The organism is Paenibacillus sp. VTT E-133280 (assembly GCF_002264385.1).
In the GTDB taxonomy this organism is placed as follows: Bacteria; Bacillota; Bacilli; order Paenibacillales; family Paenibacillaceae; genus Paenibacillus_AQ; species Paenibacillus_AQ nitricinens.
The window spans coordinates 97,082-113,597 of record NZ_NFUX01000012.1; the positions used below are offsets into that span (position 1 = coordinate 97,082).

Consider the following 16,516-nt stretch of genomic DNA (forward strand, 5'->3'; position numbering starts at 1 on the left):
GATTCAATGTGAACCTGAAGGGTACATTATAATAAGCACCATTGTTATGATAAATCCAAACGGTGAGCTTGGATATATAAACTTTTGTTTACATGCTTGAAGGGAGAGATTTACGTAATGGATAACAAACAACTGGAGCAACTCATTATTAAAGCATTGGGTGCCAACAAGTTCGGTTCCTTTGGTACGATCGAAGAAGGAAATAAGCCGAAAGTACGTTATATGGCTATTTTCCATGAGGGTTTGAAGATTTATTTAGCTACGAATCGCAAAACTCATAAGGTGGAGGAATTATCGAATAATCCGAACGCCTTTTTGCTGCTTGGATATGAGTCAGGCGGAAGCAAAGATGTGCTGGAGATTGAAGCCACCGCTGCCGTTTCTAAGGATGAAGGGCTGCGCACAAAGGTATGGAACAAAGAGCTGGAGCCATGGTTTACAGGACCCGATGATCCTAATTATGTGATTCTTGAACTTACTCCAACGCGTATTGAGTATGTTGGCAGTAATAAAGAGCACGGCGTGTGGACTCCCTAAACCAATTTAAAATCGTTTCCGAGAGCCTTCCTATCCCCCACGGGTTTAGGAGGGCTTTTTTTAAAAGATAAGTCCCTGAGTGTCCTGTTAAAACATGTTATAATGACTTCAACTTTTTACGTAATTTCTCAGGGGAGGACTTAAAATACATGACCGTTACTCTGTTATATATTGAAGATGATCATGAAATCGGCAGCGTCGTGTCTGCGGATTTAAGTGAGCGTGGTTATAGTGTGCGTTGGCTGCGGAGCGGGGAGGGAGCGACGGAGGAAGCTTCGCCTTGTCAATTGGCCATTCTGGATGTAATGCTTCCGGGCCTGGATGGCTTTACTGTCGGACAACGATTGAAGCGGGCGTACCCTAAGCTTCCGATCTTGATGCTCTCCGCACGAACTTCCATTGATGATAAACTGCAGGGGCTTGAATTCGCGGATGATTATTTGACGAAGCCTTTTCATCCGGATGAATTAGCAGCCAGAATTGAAGTGCTGCTCAGGCGGAAAGGGGCATCTGTTCAGGATTCGCTCACGCTTAAGCACCTAATCGTATATGAAGGAGATAACCGAGTAATAAATGCTCAGACTCAGGAAGAAGTCATGCTTACGGGTAAGCAATTTCAGATTTTTTCTTATTTGCTGCGTCATCTCGGCCAGATTATGACGAAGGAGCAGATTTATGAAGCCGTCTGGGGAGAAGCCTATCTCGAAGGGGATAAAACTTTGATGGTACATATACGATATTTGCGCGAAAAGTTAGAACTTGATCCGGGCAATCCGGAAATTATAGAAACTGTCCGGGGGATTGGATATCGGGTAAGAGCATGAGGGGGTTAGGGCGCATTCGTAAGCAGCGCAACTCCTCTTTGCTGTCGGGATATTTGCTTATTATCGTTTCTGCACTGCTTTTTATCCCTGTGGTTCTGCCGTTATCTTTTGTTCTCTACAATATGGTTAATGAAGTGACTAAAGGGGCTCCGCCTGTAGATACCTCTTTGTATTCGAGTGTTGCAGCGCTGGAGACCATGTGGCATAAAGAGGCGCTTCAATTGGAAGATGCTTCTTCGGAAGGCATAAATAAGCGGTTAGATGAACTGAGCCGGAAATACACTGAGGCTACTATGTTTTGGGTAGATGGGCAGGGAATGACCCGATTGATTCTCACACCTGATAAAGGCAATCCGGATCATGGCAGCGGAGTTCCGGAGCAGTGGACTGCGGCTGAGGCTATTTATTTTATGAAAGAAAGTACAAAGCGTGATCCTTTAGCCATCGTCGCCTTCATGGGAGACCGAGTGGATGCGGGTAAAGGGTTTATGGTAATGCAAATTCCAAACAAGCTGCTCAACAAAGGCGCTTATGGGGGAGTCGGGGCTTGGGCTTTGTATTACTTTGTGCTCTTTGTACTTTTTGGAGGGTTCGCACTGGTTTCTTTGCTGTTCTTTAGAAAAATACGCAAACGGCTACTACAGCTGCAAACCGCGATGACAATTACGGGACCGGATAGAATGCCTAAGTCTATTATGACGGGCAAGCTGGATGAGATAGGCAGACTGGAGGAAGCTTTTAATACGATGGTGGCGAAGCTTGACGAAAGCCGAAAGAGGGAAATCGAAGAGGAAGAGCTGCGTAAGCGTCTAGTATCCAACTTATCTCATGATTTACGTACACCGCTAACCGTTATCCGCAGCCACATCCATGTAATGACTAAGGAGAGCTTAACCCCAAAAGGACAACAGTCCCTAGAGCTAATGGATAAGCGTATAGCAGATCTTAGCGTCTTGATTGAGAATCTTTTATCCTACAATCTTCTCAACAGCGGACGGATCACTTTGAAGCGGGAGCGTAAAGATGTCTTGCGCTTGTTGCGGGAAAGTGCTGCTGCTTGGTACCCCGTATGGGAAAAAGAGACCTTCGAGATCGATATTGACCTGGAGGCTGAACCGCTGTTCTGGATGGTGGATGAGGTCTGGTTCCGCCGTATTCTTGATAATCTATTTCAGAATATTGTACGTCATGCCAGCAGTGGTCTTTATGTAGGGATTTCTACGGAGTCCCGTAATGGGAAACGTGTTATTTTGATTACGGATCACGGCAGAGGTATCCAGAGTCCATCCGATTACAAAGGGGCAGGATTAGGGCTGTCCATCGTGGATCTGTTAATGAAGCATATGGAGTTAGAGTGGGATATGGAGAGTACAGGAGATGGTACCTCTATTGTAATCTTCAATCCACGGGATGAAATTTAAACAAAACTTAAACTTCGTGCCGCCTTGTTCTTAACCTTGGGACGTTATGCTAATTACCGAGGTGAGGAACATGAAAGAAACAGTGATTGAAACGAAGGATTTATTAAAAAAATACCGTGGCCGGGCTGCGGTAGAAAATTTAAATTTGAATATCCGCAAGGGAGAAATCTATGGTTTTCTAGGCCCAAACGGGGCTGGAAAAACAACGACGATTCGTATGCTGCTTGGACTGATCACTCCGACATCAGGAGGGATTGAGGTGTTCGGCCAGGATCTTCGCAAGCATAAGCTGCAAATTTTGCGGAAGGTAGGGTCGCTTGTCGAATCTCCATCCTATTACGGGCACTTAAGCGCTGTGGATAATCTTGAAGCCATCCGCCGTATTCTTGGTGCTCCGAAGTCACGGATTGCTGAGGTGCTTGATATTGTTTCCTTAACAGGGGAAGAGAAACGTCCAGTGAAAGGGTTCTCTCTCGGGATGAAGCAGAGACTAGGTATTGCTGCTGCCTTGCTCGGGGAACCGGAGCTGCTTATTCTGGATGAGCCGACGAACGGACTTGACCCGTCAGGGATTCAGGAGATTCGCGGACTGATTAAACGATTGCCGCAGGAGCAAGGGATTACTGTCGTAGTATCCAGTCACTTGCTTAGTGAAATTGAGCAAATGGCGGATACCGTAGGGATCATTCGTCAAGGGCAAATGGTATACCAAGATAGTATAACGAATCTGCAGCGGCAAGCCGGGGGAGAAATGCGGTTAGCAGTCTCGGACCCGGAGGCCGCGCTGCGCCTTGCTGAAGAACGGGGATACACAGGGATACTTCAAGACCAAAAGCTAGTCTTCTCCCGGATGATCGATGCAAGAGTTGCCTTGCTAGTCAAAGCCTTGGTAGAGAACGGGCATGCTATTTATCGTGTAGAGGAGCGGAGACAATCACTTGAGGACTTCTTCCTGCGGGTTGTAGGAGGAGAGGAATCATGATGTGGCGTGCACTGTCGGCGGATTGGCTCAAAATCCGTGGCAAGGGACTCTGGTTTCTAGTGTTTCTTGGACCGCTTGGACTTGTAGCCATGCAAGGCCTAAACTTCGGCCTTCGTTATGACTATCTTCGTGAGCAGTATGGCGCGGATCTATGGGGTGGGCTTCTGAACAATGTGGCTGCCTTTGTGCCCATTGCTCTTTTTCTCGGAGGGACCTTAGTATGCTCGTTGATTGCAAATGTAGAACATCAGATGAGCTCGTGGAAGCAGCTCTTGGCGCTACCTATCTCACGTACTTCAGTATTTATGGCTAAGCTGGTATTATGTTTGGCGCTAGTGGCGGTTTCTTGTTTGCTGCTCTCGGTGGGTACAGTTGGTTTAGGGCTTGTTTTAGGCTTCAAGGTCGAACTGATACCATATTTGGATGTATTACGAATTGGCTTTATGTCCTTTATTGCAGCGTTGCCGGTTATCGCTTTGCAACTGTGGCTTTCTCTGGCTAACCGTAATCAGACATTGCCAGTTGCTCTTGGAATAACCTTATCTCTGGTGTCTATCTTCTCCATGTTACTTTCGGAGTGGGTCCCTTTAACATGGCCATATATGGCTTGGGAATCTTCGCATCGTCTCTTATTTAGCGGTGCAGGGTTGCTGCTGGGGCTGCTGATTCTTTTGCCGGGTGCACTGCACTTCGCACGAAAGGATGTGGATTAACGATGAATACATTTTGGAGAGTGTTGTCGGCAGAACGATTAAAAATGTCTAAATCATATGTCTGGATTTTAGTTATAGGCAGCCCGATTTTAGCATTACTTCCCGGGGCATTGGCAGATAATCAAGGGGAGAAGATGAGTTGGGAACTGCTGTTAAATGTGATGTCCATGATGCATGCCTTGCTGTTTCTACCTGTGCTCTCGGGTATTTTTGCAGCGCTGATCTGTCGTTATGAGCATCATGACGGGGGCTGGAAGATGCTGCTGTCTCTGCCTGTGACTCGGTTATCAGTGTACCTCTCAAAATATGTGATGATTATCGGATTGCTGGCTGCGGTTCAACTAACGTTTCTGGTGATGGTACTAGGGATGGGCTTATTCCGAGATGTTCCAGGATCAATTCCCTGGTCGCTGCTACTAAGCTCGGTATTTGGCGGCTTTATTGCCTGTCTGCCACTCGCTGCACTGCAGCTGGCAATCTCTCAAGGCTGGAGCAGTTTTGGCGCACCGCTGGCGCTTAATGTGAGTCTGACCATTCCTAATATGCTGATCGCCAATTCTTCAACCTATGGCCCCTATTATCCTTGGGTACAGCCGATGTTGGCTATGATGCCGTATGGTGATGACACGTTTGGTGCTTTTAATTTACCGTTCGAAACGCTGATGATAGTAGTGGGCGGTAGTTTTATTGTGTTTTTTGCGGCAGGACTACTCTCCTTTTATCGTAAAGCGGTCTGATTTACAGCGATTCTTATAAACGCCTTCTCGATGGACATCCAGAGCTGGTTTTCATATAATTGAGGAACACAATCAGCAAAGCTGACTAGCTGGTGGAGGAGGCGATAGCATGGAGCCAACGGCATTAGAAGATTGCGATAACACATGCAAGGGTTCGGAGCTTGAACCGGAATCCATTGCATTGATTTTGCCTGACCGAGAAATAACGGATAAAATGGCAGAGATGTTCAAAGCGTTGGGTGATCCCACACGAGTGAGGCTCATTTACGCTTTGTCCCAGCAAGAATTATGTGTACACGATTTGTCCGTGATCCTTGATATGGGACAATCTGCGATCTCCCATCAGCTCCGTTATTTACGGAATTTACGAATTGTGAAGCGTCGTAAAGAAGGAAAGACGGTATTCTATTCGCTCAACGATGCGCATGTAGAGCAGATTTTTCTGCAGACCCATGAGCATGTCCGTCACGAATAGCTGGGTATTAAGTATTTTTTTACATCAAAAAAGGGAATCTCAAAAGCCATGTAATGGCTGACGGGATTCCCTTTTCTTATAGATATCGTGAAGCAAGGGTTTAGTTTGTTAACTAGATTGATTTAGGTTGCTCGATACGGTTGGTTTTCTAAAGGATAGAGCCAGCCAGAGACAATGCACAGCGAGTACGAGAAGAATGAATAGATCGATCCCCATATATTCGCTTGTATTATCGTTACCAACAAACTGAATCAGATTATGTACAAAATGAAACAATATCAGCGGTAGAATATTATTATTTTTCAGCATCAACAAAGAAAGCACAAAACCGATCAGAACAGAATATACGAGCTGTAGGAGGATTTGCGTCATGTCTGTACCGGATAAAGCATTAAGTAAGTGGGTAATAGAGAAGAGTATGCTTGAAGTAACCACAGCCGTTTTAGCGCCCTTAGTGAGTAAAGTCTTGAAAATCAATCCGCGGTAAATACTTTCTTCTACAAAGGCTACAAGCAGGGTGAAGAAGATAAAGAACAACACCTCAGACGTACTGATCTCACGAAAACCTTTAAAGGATATGGTGATCAGGACGACAGCTAGCGGTGCATAATAGATCCACCTCCCAGAGGAAATGGTATTCAGAGGACGGAAGCCAAGATCACTCCATTTGTTCTTAACCGTGAAGTAGATGATCAGTACAAGTGCGATTGGAATAAAGGAGATCAGTACAGGGGCGGTATACGAAAGCTCTTTGATTGTAGCGTAAGTTCCGGCGGCAGATACCGCTAAAAGTAACAGCACCTCAATAATAACAACGGTCCAAACAGGGTGTTTCTGTGAAAAAGAAGACGTCTTGGCTAGCTTTGACATGGTCTATATTCATCCTTCCTTCTGTGTAATTTAGTTGCCAATCCATCTCGGATGCAATCATACATGATTTACCATATTTTCACGAAAAGGTCAATTTATTTAATTTTTATGGGAGCGGAGAAAAATGGTGTATATCCCGTATTGACCTTCAAAAATAAAGGGAATATAATAGCAATAAGAAAACATATGAACAAGTGCTCATATATGGTTTTTATTTGAGGAGATGTGCCGTATGGATACGATGCAAGGAAAAGTAAAACGTCAGTGGGAATTAGAAGGCTTAGATTGCGCCAATTGCGCAAGGAAAATTGAAGATAAAGTGAGTAAAATCAAGGGCGTATCGTCTTGTTCCGTTAATTTTGTTACGAAGACAATGACGATGGAAACCGCCGCAGGTTATGAGGAATCGGCGATTGTAGAAGCAAAGAAAACGGTGAAGGCACTTGAGCCCCATGTAAATGTAAGAGAGAAGGCTCAGGGCAGTCGCAAGCTGCAGAATAACAGTAGTCACAAGCATGGGGAGGATCACAAACATGGCCATGAACATGATCATCAGACTGCAGACGGACATAAGCATGATGATGCGGATGGTCACAGCCATGGCCACAGCCACGAGCATGGAGTAGGTGATACCCGTAAGATTCTACTGCGGTTAGGTGGCGGTGGGATACTTGCGCTTGCCGGAATATTCTTACCGGTAGAGGGTGTAGTAGAACTGCTGATTTTCTTAGCAGCCTATCTCATCGTGGGCAGTGAAGTTGTCTGGCAGGCGGTTAAAAACATTATCCGGGGTCAGGTGTTTGATGAGAATTTCTTGATGGCTCTTGCAACCATCGGTGCTTTTGCGATTGGTGAGTATCCAGAGGGCGTAGCGGTTATGCTCTTTTACCAAATCGGCGAGCTGTTCCAAGGTCTAGCAGTAAACCGCTCACGCCGATCTATCACAGCACTTATGGATATCCGTCCTGAATTTGCTTATCTTAAGCTTGGAAATGATCTGAAAAAAGTCTCTCCCGAGGAAGTAGCGATCGGAGATTTGATTGTTGTGAAACCGGGTGAGAAGGTACCTCTGGACGGAACGATCCTTGAGGGTAACGCTATGATGGATACATCAGCACTTACCGGGGAATCTGTGCCGCGTTCGGCTGGACCAGGAAGTACGGTATTAAGTGGGTTTATTAACCGGAACGGTGTTATTACGATGCAAGTCACTCAGACCTTTGGAGAATCAGCGGTATCCAAAATTCTGGAGCTAGTGCAGAATGCTTCGAGCAACAAGGCCAAAACGGAGAACTTTATTACTAAATTTGCACGGGCTTACACCCCTGTAGTAGTGATCACAGCAGTACTGCTAGCTGTCATTCCTCCACTAGTGATTAGCGGGGCGACCTTTTCAGATTGGATTTACCGGGCGCTTGTCTTTCTAGTGATCTCCTGCCCATGTGCGCTTGTGGTCTCGATTCCACTTGGTTTCTTCGGAGGGATTGGTGCAGCTTCACGCAGTGGGATTCTGATTAAAGGAAGCAACTATCTTGAAGCATTGAATGATGTGAAAGTAGTTGTCTTTGATAAGACCGGAACATTGACTAAGGGGCAATTTAAGGTTACAGGAATTTATCCGTCAGGTGGCAAATCTAAGGATGAATTGCTGCAGACAGCTGCTTATGCGGAGAGCCATTCGAACCATCCGATTGCCGAATCGATTAGGGCGGCTTATGGAGAACAGATTTCTAAGGAAGCGATCTCGAATTACAATGAAATTTCCGGTCATGGGATCGAGGTTTCGATTGAAGGCAAGACTGTACTTGCAGGTAACGCGCGTCTGATGGAGCGAGAGGGCATAGCTTATGAGGTGCCAGAGCAGAGTGGTACAGTTGTTCACATCGCGGTGGATCATCAGTATGGGGGTTACCTGGTGATTGCTGATGAAGTGAAGGAGGACTCGCAGCAGGCTATTCAGAGCCTCAAGAAGCTTGGCATCCGTAAAACGGTGATGTTAACTGGCGATGCTTCTTCTGTAGCTGAAGATGTTGGGAAGCGGTTAGGTGTAGATGAGGTACACGCGGAGCTTTTGCCGCAGCATAAGGTAGAGGCCATCGAGAAGCTGGATCGTGAAAAGTCACATCGCGAGAAAATTATTTTTGTCGGTGATGGAATTAACGATACCCCAGTACTAGCTAGAGCAGATGTTGGGATCGCAATGGGCGGACTGGGCTCCGATGCTGCGATTGAAGCGGCAGATATTGTAATTATGACGGATGAGCCTTCGAAGATTCCTGTTGCTATCGGAATTGCCAAGCGTACACGGATGATCGTATGGCAAAATATTATTTTCGCTTTAGGTGTTAAAGCTATATTTCTTATTCTCGGCGCATTTGGGATTGCCACGATGTGGGAGGCTGTCTTCTCTGATGTTGGGGTAACCGTGCTGGCTGTACTGAACAGTATCCGAGCATTAAAGGTTAAAGATCAAGGATAAAAAAATCGCTCTTTAGGGTATTGGTGTTATCTACCGATCCCTAAAGAGCGATTTTTCCGTTTGCAGGAGATTAAATGCTGTCTTCCAAATGTAGGCTCTCAATGCCTGAGCGAACAATGCTGCAGGAGGCGTTGAATTTCTCCGCTTCTTCGGTGTTTAGGTTAAGCTCCAGTAGTTCTTGAATTCCAGTGTTGCCAATAATGGCAGGTACGCCGATACATATACCACTTTGCCCGTACTCTCCATCCAGAATTGCGGATACGGCAATGATCTTATGCTCATCATTCAGAATGGAACGAGTAATGTAAGCCAGTGCGCTGCCAATACCGAAATGTGTGGAGCCTTTTTTGGTGAATATCTCCCAGCCCGCATCTTTGGTCTTGCGGGAGATGTCCTCCAGATCCAGATGGTGGAAGCGTTCACGATGCTGATCCATAATTTGCAGGATGGGCTTGCCGCCAATCGTCACATGTGACCAAGCTACAAACTGGGATTCACCATGTTCTCCAAGTGCGTAGCCGTTAACGCTGCGTGGATCTATGGAGAACACATCAGACAGTAGTGTCTTAAGGCGCGAGGAGTCAATGGAGGTTCCTGTACCAATAATTCTATGGCGAGGAAGCCCTGATATTTTCCATACCATATAGGTGACAATATCGACCGGATTAGCGGCGACTACGAATATTCCATCGAATCCCCCAGCCATAATGTTGGTAATAATTTCTCTAGTAATAACTGCAGAGGCTTCCAGGACGTCAAGTCTTGTCTGACCAGCCTTTGGATTAGCGCCAGCGGTTAAGATAACTACATCCATTCCTGCGCAGTCGCTATGGGTTCCGGCATACACCTTGGTGCGTGTGCTTGTGAAATCCATGCAGTGTGAGAGATCAAGTGCTTGTGCCATAGCGCGGTCATAGGTGCGGTCGATCATCATGATCTCGTCGCAAATGGCCTGATTAACCATGGAGTAGGCGCAGCTGGAACCGACCATTCCGGCACCGACGATGGCAACTTTTCTTGATTTGCTTTTCAATTGCCTTGACCTCGCTTTCTATTGTTAGTATGCATATATTTTAACGTATCCCTCCAGAAGTTACCTAACATCGGACATAAAAAAATGTTGTTTACTTTAAGGTATTCATCCGCGTAAGAAGCCATCTCAATCGTATGAATTGAGATGGCTTCTTAGAATATCAATATATACTTATGACTGTAGGGACTGTGCCTCCGAGGAGGTGATAGCTTTATAGCGTTTGTACATAAAGAATCTCCAATGAAGAATCATTCCGAAGGCCAAGATGAAGAATAATCCACCGGACTGAGGGATACTAACATAACTATTAATAAATTCATGGAGTAAGGTGCGAACTAAAAGGAGGCCGAGCAGAATGAAAGCAAAGCTCTTTGAACGCTGAGCATAAATTTGTCCATCCCGTTGTTCGAAGTTTGTGCTGCGTATTAGAGGATACGCAAAGATGAACCAGCCAATTAGAAAGGCGAGCGCTGCCCACCACCAAGGGAACCTAACTTCAGGTACAACGAACATGGCAAAGCCAGTCGACATCCCGAGAGGTGGAATCCATATTTTTCGAATGGTAACCGGACGTGCGCTAGCTTTTAGCCGAATAAAAATAACCATTAGCGCCATGAGCAAGGTCCCTATAGTGGAGCCGATATGTAGGAGTGAGGGGTTGATGCTACCCATGATTCACGACCTCTCTATGATTTGAGTCACTTGTATCTTCATTATAACAGAAAAACGATGGCAGAACATTGAAGTGTAGCCGCTGTATGGAGGTAGTAGCTCCATAAAAAGCACTGCATACTACTTTAAGTAGAAAGGGGCCGAAAACACCAAATAGCAGGTCAAGGTAGTTAACCTTGACCTGCTATTTTTAATAATATAAGTAGTCCAATAGTTATTGGTTCAGCCTAAGCTTATGAACGGCTACGTCCACTTGTCGAGCGAAGAATAAGGCTGACGATAAAGATCAGGACAATCGCACCGATCAAAGAAGGGAAGAAGTAGAAATCACTTACTTTAGGTCCCCAGCTTCCCAGAAGCACGCCGCCGAGCCATGAACCGATAATACCAGCGATAATGTTACCAATAACCCCGCCTGGAATATCTCTGCCCATAACCAGACCCGCTAACCAACCAATAATCCCACCAACAATTAACATCCATAAGAAACTCATGTTACTTCAACTCCTTCGTTTTGTTGTTTTCGATGTCTACTATTAACCTTGCCAATCATGTTTAAACCACTTGTAAAAACTTACATGTTCCGGGATAGTTAGGAAATGGCCTTAAAATACGCGTTCGATAATGTATTACAACTATAAACATGCTATAGTGAAAAAATATTATGAAATACTGCGTAAGCTGCTATTAGTAAAGGGTAATTAAGAAGTAAATACACTATATACAAACAAAGGAGTCGCTACTATGGAACGGCCTAATGAAGTATTGTTTTATGTGGGAACGTATAACCCTGAAGGTGAGGAAGCTATTCTACTATGCTCACTTAGTCCTTCATCAGGGGAAATGAAGATTCTAGAGGGTACTAAGGGTATTGAGAATCCATCGTTTTTAGCAGTAAACAGCACAGGCAGCGTGCTCTATGCGGTTAGTGAGAAGGATGAGGGCGAGGTCTATGCTTTTGCTGTTAATCCTGTTACTAAAGCGCTGAGTCCACTTGGAAGTCGTCCTACGGAAGGTGGCGCTCCTTGTTATGTCTCGATTAGTCCTAAGCAAGATTACATATTCGTCTCTAATTATTCCGGTGGCAATGCCAACGTATTTCCTGTAAATGAGGATGGTTCGCTTCAGGTCATGTCTGACCAAGTGAAGCATGTGGGTTCAGGAATTCGTGAAGACCGTCAGGAAGCTCCGCATCCACACTCTGTTATTCCGGATGGAAGCGGTAAGCATATCTTGGTTTGCGACTTGGGATTGGATCAAATTCTGATTTATCGCCTTGAAGAAGGTAAGCTGTCTAAGCATCGGGAGATTGATCTCCCACCAGGTTCAGGCCCCCGCCATCTGGCAGTACATCCATCAGGACAATGGATTTACCTGGCGAATGAACTAAACTGTACAGTTACGGTGTTTGCTAATGATGAGCAGAATGGAAACCTCAGCATTTTACAGCATGTCAGCACGCTTCCAGAGCAATATAATGCGGGTAGTGACGATACAGCTTCCGATATTCATGTATCGCCATGTGGTAAATTCTTGTATGTCTCAAACCGGGGACAAGACAGTATTGCCTTGTTCCATATTGAGGGTTCAACTGGTCATCTTGAAGCGGTAGATTGGCAGGTTACAGGCGGACGTACTCCGCGTAATTTCGCCATTATTGGTGGCAAGCTGCTCGCTGCGAATCAAAATAGTGATATTATTACTTCGTTCTCCATCGATAGTGACAGTGGCAGATTAATTCCTACAGGGAATGAGTTGAAGATTAAGACACCGGTTTGTATTCAAGCCTTGTAGGCTGGCAATAGGTTATTGTATGTTTCAATATTAGGGGCTATTCCCCGAAATTCATCAAAATAAAAGGCCTTCCAATCAGCTGTACATGTGCTGAGGGGAAGGCCTTAAAGGTATAATAGCAAGTTACCTTAAAATATATTTCGAATTCCTAGATCGTAAAATCCGATGTCATCTAGCATGATTTTATCTCCCTCGGCTTCAAGGTAGAAGGTGATTTCCGTCAGGTTCTCAGGCTCTAGCTCAGGTTCCTCCTCTTGAAACTGTTCGAACGGCATCTCATAGGTTTGAAATACAGCTTCGGACAGATCACCGTACTTCCCATCATTAATCCGTTCTTCAAGCCATGGGAATAACGTGAACTGAGTTTGCGGCAGTGGCAAAATATCCATTACCACACTTAACGGCAAGCGTGCTGAGGTATCATTTTTGTCGGTTAACTCAACCTCTACATTGGGAGGTAGCGGAATACTTAGTTCATCTTTGATATCACCATTGAGGTTTGCTAAGGAAAATGTAAGGCCATCTGCGTCTGAAAGGGCCATTTCAGTAACAACACTATCTTTAAGCTTAATGTTGTAATAAGCTTCCTCGTCTTTTTTGGCTGTACGTTCAAGAACGACACCATATGTGGCTTTGCTCTTCGATTCACGATCCTTCGCGAGCTCTTCCGACCAGGATAATCCGGATGCTTCTGCTGTTCCGAGATTAACGGTATTCTTGTTGCGATCCTCGTCAAATGTGGCTACTGGCCGATATCCCCCATCCTGGAATCGATTGTAGTAAGTGGTCTCCGGCAGCCATTTCAGTCCGCTGCGGTAATCCCGGAATAAGCTCTGGTATTCGTCTTTTCCATGCAAAGTGGTCTCCAGAAAAGCCGACACATACACTTTAGCGATTTGCCGCTGCTTGTCTGCATCCATAATTTGCGCTCGATTTAAAAAGAGGCCAGCAGGTAATGTCTGATCATACGCGCCCCAATCGCTGTTGAATTGACTGTGATTGGCGTCCGCAATATACAGCGAGCTTTTGAAAGCAGAGGACCCTTGGGAATAGGAAGTACGTATATACTGCCGGTCACCATAGAAATCATGTACATCCCCATCACGAGCCCCTTGGAGCGTCAAATAGTTGACATCCTTGAGACGGGCTTGCTGATCGTCTATCGTTTTGTCCGTAGGGGCAAGGGCGATTACAGAGGCTATATTAAAACGATCTGCTGCCTTCATCACGGGATCATTTTTGAACCAGCGATCGGCATCTGCTGCCATAGCAACAGCTTGTCCTCCACGGCTATGGCCGAGCAGGGCGGTTTTTGTGAAATCTATCTTTTGATAAAAAGGATTGTCTGGTTCATCCGAGAAAGCTGCTAGCTGCTCCAGGTGTTTTAGAATGATCCAGGTCCGTACTTTGAAATCATTGTCCGGAATACCGGACCAAGCAGAATAGTTCAGAAAATTCTCATCCAGGGAAATGGCGATAAACCCCCGGCTGGCCAAGAGTTCACCGAGATAAGCATAGCCTCCGTCAGAGTAATCCTCCATCATATGATTTCCGTGCACCATCAGAACTACCGGATAGGGACCTTCGCCCTCAGGCATCCATACTCGGCCGTTCAGTGGAAGTGCATTATAATTGAAACCCCAGAATAAAGTGCGGAGTTTTGACCAATCCTTAATATAAGCAGAAGCATCTACTGTAGAAGAGATCACATTGGTATCCTTGCCGTATTCGGTCCGATGCAAATCCTTACCGCTGGCATAAGTGAAGGTCTGATAGGTTTGATTGCCAGGTTGTGACGGACTTGCGGCTGTTAATGGAATTACATCGGAATCACTGATATCAATGGGTTCTAAAGTAGGTAGTTCCTGCACTCCGTTTGCCAGAGCAAGTTGGGAAAAAGTCACCGTAATAGTAAGCAGAAGTCCCATAGTTATTCTTTTACTGCGCAGCAGACCGATGGCTAATCCGCCCAAGGCACCTAATACTGATAGTAGAACAGCAATGACAGCCGCAGCTTCAATCTCAAAATCTGCGTAATATAAGATTAGTAGAATCGCTCCAACATCGCTCAATACACAGCCTGCGAATAGACGCGGGATGCGCAGTCCGGTCAACGCGATCAGGCCAGCAATGATATTGCTGGCAATGGCCAGCAGAATAGTACTCGTCCCTGCAGCAAGTGCAATATCTGTTGGCACCCCTAATCCAGTGGGGATACCTAATACGGCAGTGGTGAAGGCCAAAAAGCAAACGATCCAAAGACCAGCGATTGCTGTCCTCCAGACCGTTGTATCATAACGGTAAGTTCCCCTAATCCTTCGACTAATTTCTTGAGTCATTCTCCTATGAAGCCGTGGTCTTATCGGCGCAGGGGCGTACTCTAAATCCATACCCATGATATTCTCACTCCCGACATTAAGCGGTAATTTCTCTAGACCATAAGCTGTAGCAATAATATTACTTTATAGCATCAATAACAAGTGGATCTTACAGGAACCCACACCATTGCCTGTATAGCGAGGGGAATTGAAAGATTCCTTTGTCATTGGTTGGAAAAAAAGGTTTGACACGGTTAAAGGGTTTCAGTATTATATCCATATAAACCAACTAAGTAGATAGGAATAATTGAAGAAAGTTCTTACCGTACAGACGGAGGAACGCCTGCATTAGGCTCGCAGACACGTGTCATAGGACCGGTTTGACTTGCCATACGTGGGCTTTCCTCCGTTCTTTTTTTACGAAAGAAATAAAGGCAAGAAAAACATGGGGGAGTGGGAATGATGAAGAGAGCTATGAATAAAGGGCTTCTTGTAGGATTTACCTTGTTGTTGACGGCAGGACTTACTGCTGCTTGCGGCGGCAATAACAATAGCGGAAATAGTGCTAGTTCGGCAACGGACACACCAGCAAAAACCAACACAGCGGAGGCCACGAATGCTGCTGAAGCTACAAAAGCGCCATCCAAAGATCCAGTAGAACTACTGAACGTATCTTATGACCCTACTCGCGAATTGTACGAGAATTATAATAAAGCTTTTGCTGCCTATTGGGAGAAAGAAACAGGACAGAAGGTCACCATTAAACAATCCCACGGTGGATCGGGGAAACAAAGCCGTGCTGTGCTTGATGGTCTGGAAGCGGATGTTGTGACATTAGCACTTGGTTATGATATTGACGCATTGCAAGAAAAGGGCCTTATTAATGAAGGTTGGCAAAGTAAATTTGATCATAACAGTTCACCGTACACCTCGACGATCGTATTCTTAGTACGCAAAGGAAATCCAAAAGGAATCAAAGATTGGCCAGATCTGCTTAAGGAAGGCGTAGAAGTGATTACACCGAATCCGAAAACATCAGGTGGCGCACGTTGGAACTACTTGGCGGCGTGGGGTTACGCGCTAGACCACAACAATAACGACGAAGCTAAGGCTGAGGAATTTGTAAAAGAATTGTTCAAACATGTTCCGGTGCTGGATACGGGTGCGCGCGGTTCTACGACTACTTTTGTAGAGCGTGGAATTGGCGATGTGCTGATTGCATGGGAGAATGAAGCTTATCTTTCTGTAGAAGAGCTTGGTCCAGATAAATTCGATATCGTGAATCCATCTGAGAGCATCCTGGCCGAACCGCCGGTAGCAATAGTAGATAAGGTTGTGGATAAAAGAAATACGCGTGAAGTGTCCGAGGCTTACTTGAAGTATCTCTATACGGAGGAAGGACAAAAAATCGCAGCTGAGAACTACTACCGCCCGACGCTAGAAAGCGTGAAAGTACAATATAAAGATAAGTTCCCGGAAATAAAGCTCTTCACATTGGCTGATAAATTCGGAACCTGGAAAGAAACGCAAGAGAAGCATTTTAACGATGGCGGGATCTTTGACAAGATTTATGTGCCGGGTGCTAAATAACAGATTAATAAAACGGAAATTATATTTTTCTTTAAGTGCGTGTTCAAAAAGTACGGTTTTCAGCACCGAGA

Annotated in this window: 15 protein-coding genes; 10 read left to right on the top strand and 5 right to left on the bottom strand. The window is 45.4% G+C overall.

Going from position 1 to position 16,516, the window contains the following annotated elements; translation table 11 throughout:
* Positions 1 to 117: 117 nt before the first annotated feature.
* The 7 genes from CA600_RS07940 (at position 118) to CA600_RS07970 (ending at position 5,689) form a co-directional block, all read left to right on the top strand.
* The gene (locus tag CA600_RS07940; RefSeq protein ID WP_094869690.1) at positions 118 to 537 is read left to right on the top strand and encodes a pyridoxamine 5'-phosphate oxidase family protein; all 420 of its coding nucleotides are present in this window, start codon (positions 118 to 120) and stop codon (positions 535 to 537) included.
* A gap of 149 nt (positions 538 to 686) precedes the next feature.
* Positions 687 to 1,361, top strand: coding sequence for a response regulator transcription factor (locus CA600_RS07945; RefSeq protein WP_094869691.1), 675 nt, complete (start codon positions 687 to 689; stop codon positions 1,359 to 1,361).
* On the top strand, positions 1,358 to 2,782 hold the full coding sequence (locus CA600_RS07950; RefSeq protein WP_094869692.1) for a HAMP domain-containing sensor histidine kinase: 1,425 nt from the start codon (positions 1,358 to 1,360) through the stop codon (positions 2,780 to 2,782). The genes CA600_RS07945 and CA600_RS07950 overlap by 4 nt, the downstream gene beginning before the upstream one ends.
* 70 nt (positions 2,783 to 2,852) lie before the next feature.
* The gene (locus CA600_RS07955; protein ID WP_094869693.1) at positions 2,853 to 3,764 is read left to right on the top strand and encodes an ABC transporter ATP-binding protein; all 912 of its coding nucleotides are present in this window, start codon (positions 2,853 to 2,855) and stop codon (positions 3,762 to 3,764) included.
* Positions 3,761 to 4,477: an ABC transporter permease gene (locus CA600_RS07960; protein ID WP_094869694.1), complete on the top strand. Its 717-nt coding sequence runs from the start codon at positions 3,761 to 3,763 to the stop codon at positions 4,475 to 4,477. Before CA600_RS07955 ends, CA600_RS07960 begins: the two co-directional genes overlap by 4 nt.
* A 2-nt stretch (positions 4,478 to 4,479) precedes the next feature.
* A complete protein-coding gene (locus tag CA600_RS07965) occupies positions 4,480 to 5,214 on the top strand; it encodes an ABC transporter permease (RefSeq protein ID WP_094869695.1) in 735 nt (244 codons plus the stop codon).
* A gap of 109 nt (positions 5,215 to 5,323) precedes the next feature.
* A complete protein-coding gene (locus CA600_RS07970; RefSeq protein ID WP_094869696.1) occupies positions 5,324 to 5,689 on the top strand; it encodes an ArsR/SmtB family transcription factor in 366 nt (121 codons plus the stop codon).
* Between the two features lie 108 nt (positions 5,690 to 5,797).
* Here CA600_RS07970 and CA600_RS07975 read toward each other — a convergent pair whose 3' ends face one another.
* Positions 5,798 to 6,559: a CPBP family intramembrane glutamic endopeptidase gene (locus CA600_RS07975; protein WP_094869697.1), complete on the bottom strand. Its 762-nt coding sequence runs from the start codon at positions 6,557 to 6,559 to the stop codon at positions 5,798 to 5,800.
* A gap of 232 nt (positions 6,560 to 6,791) precedes the next feature.
* Here CA600_RS07975 and CA600_RS07980 point away from each other — a divergent pair, with 232 nt between their 5' ends.
* Positions 6,792 to 9,038, top strand: a complete 2,247-nt coding sequence (locus CA600_RS07980; RefSeq protein WP_094869698.1) for a heavy metal translocating P-type ATPase — start codon at positions 6,792 to 6,794, stop codon at positions 9,036 to 9,038.
* A 70-nt stretch (positions 9,039 to 9,108) separates the two neighbouring features.
* On the opposite strand, the gene CA600_RS07985 is transcribed toward CA600_RS07980, so the two are convergent.
* The 3 genes from CA600_RS07985 to CA600_RS07995 all read right to left on the bottom strand — a co-directional run bounded on the left by CA600_RS07985 (position 9,109) and on the right by CA600_RS07995 (position 11,237).
* Positions 9,109 to 10,071, bottom strand: a complete 963-nt coding sequence (locus tag CA600_RS07985) for an L-lactate dehydrogenase (RefSeq protein ID WP_094869699.1) — start codon at positions 10,069 to 10,071, stop codon at positions 9,109 to 9,111.
* Positions 10,072 to 10,242: 171 nt separating this feature from the next.
* Positions 10,243 to 10,743, bottom strand: a complete 501-nt coding sequence (locus tag CA600_RS07990; protein WP_094869700.1) for a CcdC family protein — start codon at positions 10,741 to 10,743, stop codon at positions 10,243 to 10,245.
* A 233-nt stretch (positions 10,744 to 10,976) separates the two neighbouring features.
* A complete protein-coding gene (locus tag CA600_RS07995; protein ID WP_094869701.1) occupies positions 10,977 to 11,237 on the bottom strand; it encodes a GlsB/YeaQ/YmgE family stress response membrane protein in 261 nt (86 codons plus the stop codon).
* 250 nt (positions 11,238 to 11,487) lie between these two features.
* On the opposite strand from CA600_RS07995, the gene CA600_RS08000 reads away from it, so the two are divergent.
* Positions 11,488 to 12,537 carry a lactonase family protein gene (locus tag CA600_RS08000; protein ID WP_094869702.1) on the top strand — a complete coding sequence of 350 codons (1,050 nt, stop codon included), beginning with the start codon at positions 11,488 to 11,490 and terminating at the stop codon, positions 12,535 to 12,537.
* A gap of 128 nt (positions 12,538 to 12,665) precedes the next feature.
* Here CA600_RS08000 and CA600_RS08005 read toward each other — a convergent pair whose 3' ends face one another.
* Positions 12,666 to 14,933, bottom strand: a complete 2,268-nt coding sequence (locus CA600_RS08005; protein ID WP_094869703.1) for a poly(ethylene terephthalate) hydrolase family protein — start codon at positions 14,931 to 14,933, stop codon at positions 12,666 to 12,668.
* 384 nt (positions 14,934 to 15,317) lie between these two features.
* On the opposite strand from CA600_RS08005, the gene CA600_RS08010 reads away from it, so the two are divergent.
* Complete coding sequence (locus tag CA600_RS08010) at positions 15,318 to 16,445, top strand: sulfate ABC transporter substrate-binding protein (RefSeq protein ID WP_094869717.1); 1,128 nt, start codon at positions 15,318 to 15,320, stop codon at positions 16,443 to 16,445.
* Positions 16,446 to 16,516: the final 71 nt, after the last annotated feature.